Below are 13,564 nucleotides of genomic sequence, written 5' to 3' on the forward strand. Positions count from 1 at the left end.
GAAGTACATGAGCATCCTCATCTACATGGGGACAGGTTTTGCAGACCTGTTTTCGAGTGAGATTGGCCATCAATGCTAGTTTGGAAAGAGGTTTATTAACGATTTAGAATAGCGGCTTGCCGAATCCCTTGAAGAACCAAATCAGGAATTAAATAATGGTAAAGTTCTTGCTCCTCAAATAATGAAGCAAAACCACCAGTAGCTAGTACAAGCACATCTTGCTCTGGAAAAGCCTCTAATTTAATCTTAGCAAGAAGCTCACGACAAGCGCCTAAAGCACCAAAGAATACACCTGCTTGAATACTTTCAGCTGTAGACCGCCCGAGCGCTTGCTCCATTTTAATAATCTCTACTGCAGGAAGTTTGGCTGTATTACTTGCAAGCGCATCTACGGATAGACGTACGCCTGGTAAAATAGTACCACCTAAATAGGCTTTTTGATCAGTAATAGCGCAAAAAGTGGTTGCTGTACCAAAATCGATAACAATTATATTTTGCCCTGGATAAGCGTTCACAGCAGCAATAGCATTTGCTATCCTATCAGCGCCCACTTCTATAGGATTGCGATATTTAATATTTAAACCCGTCTTGACACCTGCCTGCAGCACAAATGGCTCGATAGAAAAATATTTAACACAGGCTGCACGTAAGGAGTAATCAATTTGTGGTACAACTGAGCAAATTGCAATTTCCCTAATTTCTTCAGGTTGGCATTGATTTTCACGGAGAACTGTTTTTAGGAAAATCCCTAGCTCATCAGACGCACTTGCTTTTGAAGTATGGCGGAAGCGAAGTTGTAAATTGTCTTCAATAAAAACACCACCATAAATATGAGAATTACCAACATCAATGCATAACATCATAGCGTGAGCTCACCCTTCATACTTCGTGAATACAACGTAAAAGATTTATAAAACTCTTGCGCTGAACTCGCTTATTTTGATTTAAATTCTGCTTACATGCGTTACATTTCAGATGATAACGTAGGTTAACGACATAAAAGGCACTTACCTCTTTTGGGCCGAAACTACGTTTATCAGCGATGGTCGATAGTAAGTCTCAGAAAAAATAAAATCAAGGCCTAGCTTAATAAAGAGCTCTTTAACAAGCGCTTCATTACACCGAATATAGCAATATGGTTACGACAGGAGCTAATAATTGAAGAAGAACATTTTACTGAAATGTAATTCCAAGATTTCTTTTTGTTATTTTTATTTAAAAAAATACTGCTCATTGCAATTACTAAAAAGAATTGGCTTAAATAAATTAGATATAAACAAGCTGGTCGATAAGCCGGGTTCTGTCGCGGACAATCATTTATCTGGGATATATGTCACCATATACCTCAAGCGACCTACCCGAACCTCACACGGGCCATGTGTACTCAAATTAATGAGAATAGGTTCCTATTTGGTCTTGCTCCAAGTGGGGTTTTCCCTGCCGCAACTGTTACCAGTTGCGCGGTGCGCTCTTACCGCACCATTTCACCCTTACCTTAAAAAGGCGGTATATTTTCTGTGGCACTTTCCGTAGGCTTACGCCTCCCAGGTGTTACCTGGCACTTTACCCTAAGGAGCCCGGACTTTCCTCCCTTTAAAAAACAAAGAGCGATTGCCTGACCAGCTTGTTATTATCGTAGCAAATTGAGCTTGCGAATGCCAGAATTAACCTCGCGTACCAATAAATTCGTCATCAAAATAACGTTTTAACTTAGTACGTAAAGTTCCACGGCTAACGCCTAATACTCGAGCTGCTTTTGATTGATTATAGCGAGTTAATTCCATAACAGTACGAAATAAAGGTGCCTCAACTTCCTCAACAATAAGTTGATAAAGATTTAAGTTTGCATCTTTACTGCCTACTGTGTTTAGATATCCCTTCACTGCGCTTATCACTTGCTGAGTTAATGCTTCATTAACTTGCTCAATATCCTGCATTACTGCATTCATTACATCTCTCCGTATACTTAAATAGTTAAAATTAAATAAATAAAGAACGTTCTATTTATCATAAACAGAACATCATGACCTATATAGTATCAAATATTACAAACTATGTAAATATTGATTTAATCATATTCATTTCTTAAGGGAAGCTTAAGGAAAAACTGAGCATTTATCAAGCTTTTTTTATAGCCGACATGCAAAATGATATGTTCTTAGATTATTACCGCAATTCATTTATTATCTCATAACCCAAACTAGATCCTTTATTGTACATTTTTACGTTAATTTAATCAAGTTAAATTTACTTCACTCTAGTTTGTGAAATTTAAGTCAAATTAGTTAAATTTGAATATAGAGAGATACCTATTAAATCTAATAGTTATAAAAATAAGAATAGGGCTCCTACCTAATTTAGACAGAAGCTTTAAAAATTAATTAAGATTATTAGACAGAATCTACCGTAAAACTTTCGCCACAACCACACTGTCCAGTCTGATTAGGATTATCAAAAATAAATTTATAATTTAACCCTTGTTTAATATAGTCAATGTTCATCCCTTTTAAAAAAGGATAACTCGCTTTATCAATCCAAATCTGATAACGTTCATCTAGGGAAAAAGCAATATCACTTTCTTGTGGGTGAATGACATAATCCACTACATATGACAAACCAGAACAACCTGTTTTTTTAACCGAAAAACGAACGCCTTGACTGTTAGGTTCTTTATCAAGATAACCTATAATATGACTTTTTGCTGCCTCAGTTAAGGTAACACCTTGATTCTTAGTACTTGAATAATTTACAACTTCACTCATTTCTTTTCCTCATTGAGCTTTTTTTTCATAGCCAATATAATATTGTTATAGCCTTTTTCAACTAAGATTGCTATTGGATATACGTGATTAGGTATTTCTAACTGACTTACTAAAACTAAATAAGTTAGTTTGGGATGTACTTTAAGAAAGCTACCTTCTAATTGGCTACAAAGCCATTCAAGGCTTGCAATTAAGTATGGACTACCGCATGCCTTAAAACATGCTTTTATAATTTTCTCTGACTCATCACAAGATAAATATAAATCAAAATAATTACTTTTAGACGCATCACTTATCGAACAATACACAGTCCTAGCTAAAGTACAATCTAACTTTCCAATATGCTTTGGTTGAAAAAAATAACGTTTAACAAGATTATTATAAATCATAAAGGTGCCATTTGCTGCAGTCGCAAAATTTGTGTATTAATAATCTCAATTGCTTGATTTATATCTTCTTCAGTTGTAAAACGACCTATAGACAGTCGAATAGAACTATAAGCTGCTTCCGCACTTAAACCTAATGCTTTTAAAACATACGACGGCGCAAAGCTTGCTGACGCACAAGCAGAAGTAGTAGAAACAGCTAATTGACGCAGCGCCAGTAGTAAAGATTCGCCATGAATCCCTGAAAAAGTTAAATTAAGATTACCTGCAATACGCTCTGTTGGATGACCATTTAATTTGATACCCGGAATATTTTTGATACCCTGCCAAAGTTTTTGCCTTAATTTTAATAATCTAGCTTGTTCATCAATGCGCTTTAAGTGCGCTAAATGAAAAGCCTCTCCCATGCCAACTATTTGGTGCGTAGGTAGTGTTCCTGCCCTTAATCCGCTTTCATGAGCTCCGCCAAAAGAGCGGGCTTCAATACGGATACGCGGTTTATGTCGAATATATAATGCACCTACGCCTTTTGGTCCATAATTCTTATGCGCAGAAAAAGACATTAAATCAACTGACAAAGCTTGTAGATTAAGCGGTAACTTACCTGCACTTTGGGCAGCATCAACATGAAAGATAATCCCTTGCTGTTTAAGTAAGTTACCAATACTTGCAATGTCTTGAATAACACCAATTTCATTATTAACATGCATAACTGAAACTAAAATCGTATCAGGCTGTAAGGCTTGTTTTAAGTCTTCTAAAGCCAGCAAACCATCTGATTTTGGATTTAAATAAGTAACTATAAACCCTTCTTTTTCTAGTTGAGCAAAACTATCAAGTACAGCTTTATGTTCTGTTGTCATCGTAATAAGATGCCGACCTTTACGCTGATAAAAATGGGCAGCACCAATAATGGCAAGGTTATTTGCTTCTGTTGCACCGGAAGTAAAAATAATTTCTCTGGGATTAGCAGAGATTGAATCAGCAATTTGTGATCTAGCATTTTCAACAGCTAACGCGGCAAGCCGGCCATAATCATGGGTTATTGAATTAGGATTACCAAATACTCCTTCAGGCCCAAGATATTGTATCATTTTCTCTGCAACTTGGGGGTCTACTGGCGTAGTAGCCATATAATCAAAATAAATAGGTAACTTTTCAGTATCCACTTCTCTATTTCTCGCTTTTTTGTAATGCTCTTTGCATATAAGTAAGGATGCCACGTAAAATATTAACTTCCATTTGCTCTAAACCAACTCGATTAAATAATCGTCTTAGTCGTTCCTGTAATCTGCGCGGATTGTCTTTCTTTAAAAAATTAATCGTTAATAATACATCTGTTAAATGACTATAAAATTGTTCTATTTCATTTACAGTTGCTAATTTATCTTGAGTATGGCTAACTTTTAGCGCCGGCGCTAGTAAAGCAATCCTTACTTCATAAGCAATAATTTGTACTGCTTGAGCTAAATTTAGTGAACTATAAATAGGATTGCTAGGAATGTTTACATGATAATGACACTGTAATAATTCTTCATTAGTTAAACCTGCATGCTCCCTACCAAATACAACAGCTACTTCAGTATCATCTGGCTGCTTAGAAATAAGTTCTGCACAGTTTTTAGGTAATAATCCTGGTAAGTCAATCCCTCTTGGTCTAGCACTTGTGCCAATAACTAACTGACAGTTATGTAAAGCATCCTGTAATGAATTGGTAACCTGGCAAGCCACTAACACGTCATCTGCGCCTGCTGCTAACTCATATGCTTTCTGATCTGGAAATGATTTGGGTGCAACTAAATAGAGTCGACTTAAACCCATTGTTTTCATAGCTCGTGCTGTTGATCCGATATTGCCTGGATGAGAAGTAGCCACTAATACAATACGAATTGAGTTAAATTTCATAATAATCTTAGATATTTTTTCTTATATAAGGAGTATGTTTAATAATCAAACATATTAATGTCTGATTTTAAGCTGTAAAAAGTTATCAAATAAGACAGACTGCTTGCATTAACCAACTTAAGTTTAAATTTTACAATAACTGCCTTAAATAAAAAAACATGCTAGAATACCTGATTTTGTCTTCCAAGAGCAACGCATGCATCCATTATTAAATATAGCTATAAATGCTGCCCGTCAGGCAGGTGAAATTATTTTACGTAATTTAGAGTTAGTTGATAGAATTAAAGTCAGCGCTAAGGGCTCAAATGACTATTTTAGTGAAGTGGATGTAAAGGCTGAGCAAGCTATCATTAAGACAATTCAAAAATCTTATCCTGAGCATGGTATTTTAGCTGAAGAAAGTGGTGTGTTTAACGATAATGCTGAAACTACTTGGATTATTGATCCGCTAGATGGCACAACTAATTATTTACATGGATTTCCTTTTGTCTCCGTATCGATTGCAGTTAAAGTAAAAAACCGAATTGAGCATGGCGTAGTTTATGATCCCATTCGCCATGAATGCTTCTCAGCTAGCCGCGGCAGAGGTGCACAATTAAATGACAGACGAATACGGGTCTCAAAACAAACGTTACTGAATGCAGCCTTACTTGGCACAGGTGTTCCTTTCCGCAATGCGCTATTAACTCAACGCTACTTACCTACTTTTGAAGCCATGGCTACTAAATGTGCAGGGGTGCGCCGAACCGGCTCAGCAGCACTTGATTTGGCCTATGTTGCTTGTGGTCGTTTAGACGGCTTTTGGGAGTTTGGATTACGTCCATGGGATTTAGCTGCAGCGTCTTTACTCGTAAAAGAAGCTGGCGGACTTGTAAGCGATTTACAGGGCGGGGAAAATTATTTTGATCAAGGTGATGTTATCGCGGGAACACCTAAAATTTTTAAATCAATATTACAGACTTTAGCACCTATTGTAAGCCGCTAAGGTTTAGGTGAGTCTGATTCAGCAGATAAAACTGATGGATTTTCTGCAACTTTAGTGAAAAAAGAAAATAGATTATCTGCTGCTGTCATAGAAGGGTAATTATCTCTCTGCTTAGCTCCAGCTTCTATAATTGGGCTAGCTAGATTTTGGTTATTTAATGGCGATAAATTTAGTGCTAAAGATAGCAGCTGGGCGACTTGATAAGGATTTTGCCGATATTGTCCATTAGGGGCAAAGTAAGTTTTAAGGTAGGTTTCTTGAAAAAGCTCCGCTTTTTTAATATTAATAAAACGCTTAGGAAGCAGACCAGACTCTCTTATTTGTTGCTTTAAATGCAAACTTTCATCATGTAATGCTTCATATTTCTCCGAGTAGCTTTTACTTTTAAAATTCCAAAAAATAATTTCACCTTTTAAGAGTAAAATTTCTCCACCAAAATCTGGTTCTTTACAAGATAGGGTAATATCTATGGATTTATAAAGGGATTCTTCATGTAGTCTCTTATGTAATGCTTTTTGAACTAAATTTATGCCAGCATGATTACTTTGATAAGCTGTTAAGTTGCTAATAATTAAAAGTTTTATATCCTTAAAAAAGATATAAGCAAATAAACCACTTAAACTTTCAGCAGCAACTGGCTCGAACTCTTTATTAAAAAAGTTAAGCTGTGAAGATTTTAAATGACATAAATATAATGCGATCTGTGACATGGTATTTAAGATGCTTAATGTTAAAGTAAGTTATTTTTTTACTTAAGCTAATATGAAAAGTTATAGTCCTTTAAACTTATTTAAAACAGACAGCGGCTTATTCCAGCATAACTTGTTTTTTGTAAAATGCAATTTTAATTTGGATAATAAATCTTAAGTTTAAATTTTTTTGCTCATTTAGTTTGAATAACAAGCTTTGCTTTATACAGGCAAAAATTATCAAATAATCTCTACTACTTCTTCCAACCACCTGCAACATGTCTGTAGGATTCAGTGTAGAACAAAACACTAGATTCCGCGAACAAGCCGCGGAACGTGGGTAAGTGGAAGGTGGGCAAAAAGTTAAATTTTAATTATAGGGAGTGAGTTAATATCAGATTTTGGTAGGGGTTAAATATTTTTAAGTTGTCTTATAAAAAGAACAAAATAGGCAATTTCGGTACATTTTTTGCTTAATATTAAAATAATATCTTTTTTATGAGTAATTATGATTAAAAAGAAAAGCAAACAATATGGCTTTAGTTTGCTTGAAGTTTTAATTAGCTTAATTATTCTTGCTGTTGGCCTTTTAGGAGTAGCTGCATTACAAACGCGTGCTGTTCGCGATAATCATTCAGCCCTACTTCGCTCTACAGCAATTAACCAAATTAATAATATGATAGATCGTATGCAATCTAATTACGCCGGTGTTAATGTGGGTGCGTATAATAATGTGTCTGGCATAGGAACGCTGGCAACTTGCACTACTTGTTCAAGCGCGCAAATAGCACAACGTGATATTCATCAATGGAATACAACTAATGCCCAACTTTTACCTTCAGGACAAGGCACTGTCACTCGTAACGGACAGCGTTTCACAATTACTCTATTCTGGGATAACGACCGTACAGGCGCAACAGGAACAAACTGCAGTAGTAATACTAATGTCGATTTAACCTGCCTGCGTATGGAGGTCGAGTTATGATGAAAACTGCAGGCTTTACTATTCTTGAATTTTTAATCGCTACCACTATTGGTACTTTACTAATTGCGGGTATTGGTGCTGTTTATCTAAGCAATAAAGCTACTTTTTCAATCCAATCCGCTTTAGCTCGATTACAGGAAAATGGTCGCTACGCAAACTATGTTTTAGCCCGAGATATTCGCATGGCCGGCTTTCAAGGGTGTACAAATCAGCGGCAAGTCACATTGACAAATTTGGTCTCAAATTACTCAACAATGTTAAATTATGACAAACCTTTACAAGGATTTAGTAGCAGTGGAACATCTTTTACCCCTTCTTTACCCGCTAATATTAGTTCTAAAGCACCTGTTGCTGGGAATGATATAATAGAAGTCCGAATGGCTTCAAGCAATGGTGTACATTTAAGTGCGGATATGGCACAAGCTAATAGCGCCATTAATGTTTATTCTGGGCTCGGTGCCCAAAGTGGTACACCACTAATCATTACCAATTGCGTAATAGGTAATATATTTATGGCAGGTGCAGGCACTGACAATACTACAATTACGCACCCTACCGGTGTAAATAACTCTGATAATTTAAGTATTGCCTATTTAACTAATGCTCAAGTCATGAGACTTCTTTACTATGCTTTCTATATTAAAAATACTGGACGCGTTAACAATCTAAATCAACCAATATTTTCTTTAGTAAGGCTTAGTGCTAATGGTAATGAAGATGAGATAGCTGAAGGCGTTGAACGCCTGCAAATTACTTATGGTGTCGATACTGATAGTGATAATACTGTAAATAGTTATCAGACTGCTGCTCAGGTTAATACGGCCAATAATTGGAATAATGTTATCAGTGTACACGTTAATTTATTGTTAGCTACTGTTGATAATGTCGCTGATAGACCAAGACCATACACGTTTAATGGGGTAACAACGACGCCAACTGACAGGAAAATCAGACGAGAATGGGTAATGTTCATAACATTACGTAATCGAGGGTTACCTGTATGAAAAAGCAACAAGGAGCCACACTTGCTATAGCACTCATTTTATTATTTGTAATCACCATTCTTGCAGTTGGTTCAATCCAAGTTAGTCATATGCAAGAAAGAATGTCCGCTAACATACAAGATAAAGAAATTTCGCTCAGAGCTGCTGAATCAGCTTTAAATGCGGGTGAGGACTGGCTAATAGCACAAACAAAGAAACCCGTTATTTATTCTAATAATTGCCCAGCTTTTCCCTGTGTACGACAAATGTTTGATAGTACTAGTTTATATAGTCAGCCTGCTTCCTGGTGGTCTAGTAATTCAGCAGCCTATACAAGCCAACTTAAAAATGTTATCGCAGCTCCCCGGTATGTTATTGAATACTTACAATTTGTTCCCGATTCACCTGTAGTAGGCAGTGCTACATTTGGGACAGGCGTGCATTATTATCGGATTACGGCCCGTGGCGTAGGTGCTAATAGCGAGTCGGTAACTTATTTGCAAACCACAGTAGCGAGGCGATTCTAATGAGACGTGTTTTGTTGCTGCTTTTAACAATCGCTAATTTATTTTGTGGCGTAAGCTATGCAGCACCCTTAAATTTAGCGCAATCACCTCTTTTTTTCACTGAGTCAGTGGCACCAATGACGATGCTGGTTTTAGGCCGAGATCATAAGTTTTATTTTGAAGCCTATGATGATTTTACTGATTTAGACGGCGATGGTGCTATTGAATATACATTTAAACCATCTTTCACTTATTTTGGTTATTTTGATAGTAACAAATGTTACGCGTACGATACAGGAGGTAATCTTTTTTATCCGACTTCAATTGCATCTAATAAGAAATGCCCTGGAAGCTGGAGTGGTAATTTTCTAAATTATTTAACTACCGCTCGCTTTGATGCAGTTAGAAAAGTACTGTATGGTGGATTTCGCTCTGTTGATACCACCTCTCAAACTGTTTTACAACGCATATATGTCCCTCTAGATGGTCATAGCTGGGCAAAGGAGCATGAACTTACGCATGGCTATAACATTAGCGATTATACACCTTATACCCCACCAACAAGCTCCACTGTTAGACATATCTTTTATAGCGGTTCACTTAATAAAAATGGTTATCCTATGCTGCGTGTTGCCCTAAACCAGCCTTATACCATTTGGCAATGGTTAGATCTGGAATTTAAAGGAAATGCAGCTGCAGTTCCAGGCGTGACAGATTTTGCTGTGCAGGTAAAGGTATGCGATCCTAATGTCGGCCTTGAACCCAATTGCCGTGCCTATCCGAATGGAAATTATAAACCTATTGGCTTATTACAGGAGTATGGTGAAAACGACTCTATGCTATTTGGGCTTATTACTGGTTCATATGCTAATAATACGAATGGTGGTGTTTTGCGCAAAAATATTGGCAGTATTCGTGACGAAATAAATTTAACAACCGGGCAATTTACTGCAGTTAATGGTATTATTTCAACGATTAATAAATTTACGTTTACTCATCCGAATACCAACCTTTATGTTTGCGCTTATAAAAATTTAACCAGTGGCTCATGCGAAATGCTAGGTGAACCTATTGCTGAAATGATCTATGAAGCAGTACGCTACTTTGCTGGTAAAAGCGGTCCAACGGCAGGATTTAATTATTCCGGTGGCAGAGATAATAGTCTTAATTTGCCTAATGCAAGTTGGCAAAACCCTTATACTAATTTTCCTTCTTGTGCTAAAGCAAATATACTTTCTATTAGCGATTTTTATCCCACCTATGATAGTGATTATGTACCTGGAAATTATTTTAATCCTATGTCAGGTGATCTTGCTTCCTTAAATGTTTCAGCCCTTGCCCAAGCGATCTTCAATGGCGAAGGATTTTCCAGTCTATTTGCTTTTATTGGCGAGTCAGGTACCAATGCAGATGGTAATCCAACAGCTAAACCTGTCACGAGCTTTGCAAATATTCGCGGGCTTGCGCCCTATGATACGGCATATGAAGGTAGTTATTATGCCGCAAGTGTTGCTTATCATGGTTGGTTAAATGATTTAAGCAATGTCGCAGGTACACAGAATGCTAAGCTCTTTTCTGTTGTTTTATCGCCCAGAAGACCTGAAATTAATTTCAAAGTTGGCAATAGCAGCGTTAGTATTATTCCTTTTGGTAAATCAGTTTCAGGATCTCAAATTAATGAAAATGGTGGTAACAATGTGCCAACAAGTGCAGTTGTTGATATTTATGTCGATTATCTGATAAATAACCAAGGTATTTTCACTGTTAATTTTTCTGATCTACAAGCAGGATCAGGTTTTGGTATTGATACCATTGTAAGATATACGATTACTGTTAACGCCAACAATACGCTTACTATTACCACAGAAAGTCTTTTTGCTAATAGCGGTAAAAAACAACATCTAGGTTACATTATTTCAGGCACGACTAAAGATGGTATTTATTTAGAAGTTAGAGATAAAGATACCGGCTCTAATCAAGATGTTGATTATATTTTAGATACACCGCCTGGCGCCTTTCCAGGTGGAACTTGGAATGATAATCAACCGTTGCCGTGGATAACGAATCGTACGTTGACTGCAAGTGGTCTAGGGCCAGCTAAAACTTTTAACTCCCCATTATGGTATGCAGCTAAGTGGGGAGGGTTTACTGACAGCAATAACAATAAAGTACCTGATATACAAAGTGAATATGACACCTCTAATAGCGGCAATCCTGATAACTTCTTTTTAATTACGAATGCAAGCAATCTAGGAGCACAACTTTCCAAAGCTTTGCAAGCCATCATGGACCGTTCAGGTTCGTTTTCATCTGCAACATTAAGCAGTGGTTCTTTAAAATCAGGAACATTAATCTATCAAGCTATTTTCCGTACCATCGACTGGAGCGGACGATTGCTTGCATTTGCACTTGATCCAGACAATGGAAATATTCTTTATACAGGTTCCTCAACTCAAGGCGCAATCTGGGATGCCGCTGAAAAACTAAAATTACAGAACTTTAATACAGGTCGTAATATTATTACTTATAAACCATCAACCAAAAAAGGCATACCTTTTAGATGGCCCACTAATCCTGCCTCACCCACGCTTACCGAGCTGGACGTTTCGCAATCTACTATCTTAAACACGAACCCTTCTACAGCCCTTGTTGACAATCAAGGCAGTAATCGACTTAATTATATCCGTGGCGATCGCAGCAAAGAAATGCAAAATGGTGGTATCTTCCGCAACCGTAGTACACCTCTAGGTGATATTATTGACTCTGGCCCCGTCTTAGTGGATGTACCAAAACAAAATTATCCTATTGTTTGGTCCGGTAGCGCTGCTGAAAATACTGTCCCCTATAGCACGTTTAGAGATGCTAATTTAAATCGAAAGCCTGTTATTTATGTTGGAGCTAATGATGGCATGTTGCATGCCTTTGACGCCGATAACGGAAATGAATTGTTTGCTTATGTGCCATCTAAAGTTTTTGCTAATTTAAATCAATTAACAAGTACAAGTTATAGTCATCGATATTATGTGGATGGGTCACCTAATGCTATCGATGTTTTTATTAATGGCAACTGGCGCACTGTCTTAGTTGGTTCGCTCAACGCTGGCGGCCAAGGTATTTTTGCTCTCGATATAACTGATCCTACTATGTTTGCTGAATCCAATGCCGAGCAACTAGTTAAATGGGAATTTAGTGATGTTAATGATGCTGATATGGGATTTTCATTTGGCCAAGCATCTATTGTGCGCCTAGCTAATGGTCAGTGGGCTGCCATCTTTGGTAATGGCTATAACAATACTTACAGTGATTCAAATGTTAGCTCCACGGGTAATGCTGTCATTTACGTTGTCAATATTGATACCGGCGCTATTATCAAAAAGTTTGATACCAAAGTTGGCATGAGCTCTGATCCCTTAAATTTAGCGCGACCTAATGGCATGTCTTCACCCACAGTTGTAGATACAGATGGCAATATGATTGCCGATCTCATTTATGCCGGCGATTTATTTGGCAATGTTTGGAAAATTGATATTTCTTCGGCAAATCCTAGCTTATGGGATTTTAGTTTTAAAAATGGCAGTGGCAATCCAGCCCCCTTCTTTGTAGCAAAAGATAGTACAGGGAAACGACAACCAATTACCACGCGCCCTACTGTTTCACGCGTTAATTTTAGCACCGGCGGATTACAAATTTATATTGGCACAGGTAAATATATAGAAAACGCAGATAAAACAGATTTAAGTATCCAAAGTATTTATGCCTTACGTGATGATACTAATACGGTTATTACCGGAAGAGAACAATTATTACAACAAACTATCATAGCAGAACAAACCAACTTACGTATTACCAGCGATAATGCAATAACCAATCAACGCGGCTGGTATATGGATTTAATTTATAATGGCCAAGCACAAGGTGAGCGTACTATTTCAGATATGATCTATCTCAATGGTAGGATTATCTTTACTACAGTTATTCCCAATACTGACCCATGTGATTATGGTGGCACAAGCTGGCTTATGGAATTAAATGCTAATACGGGTGGCCGTTTAAATTTCAATGTGTTTGATTTAAATCAAGATGGACAATTTAATTCAGCAGATGGCGTCACTATAACCACTCAAGATGGTCAACAACTTAGCACAACAGCTAGCGGTCTTAAGTCTGAGGTAGGCCTTACAGCGACGCCAGCAATTTTAAATGCAGGTAGTAAGGAATATAAATACTTAGCAGGTACGAGTGGTAGTATGCAAAAAGTAAATGAAAATCCAGGACAACAAGCGTATGGCAGACAATCTTGGCGGCAACTCCAATAGAACATAAACTTTTTAGAAGTAAAGAACTAAAAGTTCCCTACTTCTAA

At 37.1% G+C, this 13,564-nt stretch carries 12 protein-coding genes and 1 other RNA gene; 5 read left to right on the forward strand and 8 right to left on the reverse strand.

The features are described 5' to 3' along the window. Positions 1–95: 95 nt before the first annotated feature. The 7 genes from E1P04_RS00455 to trmJ form a co-directional block, all read right to left on the reverse strand. Positions 96–863, reverse strand: coding sequence for a type III pantothenate kinase (locus tag E1P04_RS00455; RefSeq protein ID WP_131780971.1), 768 nt, complete (start codon positions 861–863; stop codon positions 96–98). 410 nt (positions 864–1,273) lie between these two features. Further along, positions 1,274–1,627: RNase P RNA component class A (rnpB, locus tag E1P04_RS00460), an RNA gene on the reverse strand. Positions 1,628–1,664: 37 nt separating this feature from the next. Beyond that, a complete protein-coding gene (locus E1P04_RS00465) occupies positions 1,665–1,949 on the reverse strand; it encodes a helix-turn-helix domain-containing protein (protein WP_115330395.1) in 285 nt (94 codons plus the stop codon). Positions 1,950–2,390: 441 nt separating this feature from the next. Next, the gene (locus E1P04_RS00470; protein WP_131780972.1) at positions 2,391–2,762 is read right to left on the reverse strand and encodes a HesB/IscA family protein; all 372 of its coding nucleotides are present in this window, start codon (positions 2,760–2,762) and stop codon (positions 2,391–2,393) included. Next, entirely contained in the window at positions 2,759–3,151 is a 393-nt protein-coding gene (locus E1P04_RS00475) for an iron-sulfur cluster assembly scaffold protein (protein ID WP_131780973.1), read from the reverse strand. The genes E1P04_RS00470 and E1P04_RS00475 overlap by 4 nt, the downstream gene beginning before the upstream one ends. After that, positions 3,148–4,317, reverse strand: coding sequence for an IscS subfamily cysteine desulfurase (locus E1P04_RS00480; protein WP_131780974.1), 1,170 nt, complete (start codon positions 4,315–4,317; stop codon positions 3,148–3,150). Before E1P04_RS00480 ends, E1P04_RS00475 begins: the two co-directional genes overlap by 4 nt. Before the next feature lie 4 nt (positions 4,318–4,321). Continuing rightward, complete coding sequence (trmJ, locus tag E1P04_RS00485) at positions 4,322–5,053, reverse strand: tRNA (cytosine(32)/uridine(32)-2'-O)-methyltransferase TrmJ (RefSeq protein WP_131780975.1); 732 nt, start codon at positions 5,051–5,053, stop codon at positions 4,322–4,324. 196 nt (positions 5,054–5,249) lie between these two features. Here trmJ and E1P04_RS00490 point away from each other — a divergent pair, with 196 nt between their 5' ends. After that, positions 5,250–6,038 (forward strand): inositol monophosphatase family protein, encoded by a 789-nt coding sequence (locus E1P04_RS00490; RefSeq protein ID WP_131780976.1) that lies wholly within the window; start codon positions 5,250–5,252, stop codon positions 6,036–6,038. Here E1P04_RS00490 and E1P04_RS00495 read toward each other — a convergent pair. Then, complete coding sequence (locus E1P04_RS00495; protein ID WP_131780977.1) at positions 6,035–6,748, reverse strand: hypothetical protein; 714 nt, start codon at positions 6,746–6,748, stop codon at positions 6,035–6,037. The genes E1P04_RS00490 and E1P04_RS00495 overlap by 4 nt on opposite strands. A 487-nt stretch (positions 6,749–7,235) precedes the next feature. Here E1P04_RS00495 and pilV point away from each other — a divergent pair, with 487 nt between their 5' ends. From pilV to E1P04_RS00515, 4 genes are read left to right on the forward strand one after another with little or no spacing between them, the layout of a single operon-like run. Beyond that, positions 7,236–7,712, forward strand: coding sequence for a type IV pilus modification protein PilV (gene pilV / locus E1P04_RS00500; protein WP_131780978.1), 477 nt, complete (start codon positions 7,236–7,238; stop codon positions 7,710–7,712). Further along, positions 7,709–8,716 (forward strand): PilW family protein, encoded by a 1,008-nt coding sequence (locus tag E1P04_RS00505; RefSeq protein ID WP_131780979.1) that lies wholly within the window; start codon positions 7,709–7,711, stop codon positions 8,714–8,716. Before pilV ends, E1P04_RS00505 begins: the two co-directional genes overlap by 4 nt. After that, positions 8,713–9,222: a pilus assembly PilX family protein gene (locus tag E1P04_RS00510; RefSeq protein WP_131780980.1), complete on the forward strand. Its 510-nt coding sequence runs from the start codon at positions 8,713–8,715 to the stop codon at positions 9,220–9,222. The genes E1P04_RS00505 and E1P04_RS00510 overlap by 4 nt, the downstream gene beginning before the upstream one ends. Then, a complete protein-coding gene (locus E1P04_RS00515) occupies positions 9,222–13,517 on the forward strand; it encodes a pilus assembly protein (RefSeq protein ID WP_131780981.1) in 4,296 nt (1,431 codons plus the stop codon). Before E1P04_RS00510 ends, E1P04_RS00515 begins: the two co-directional genes overlap by 1 nt. The last annotated feature ends 47 nt before the right edge of the window (positions 13,518–13,564 follow it).

It is taken from the genome of Legionella gresilensis (assembly GCF_900639865.1).
GTDB lineage: Bacteria > Pseudomonadota > Gammaproteobacteria > Legionellales > Legionellaceae > Legionella_C > Legionella_C gresilensis.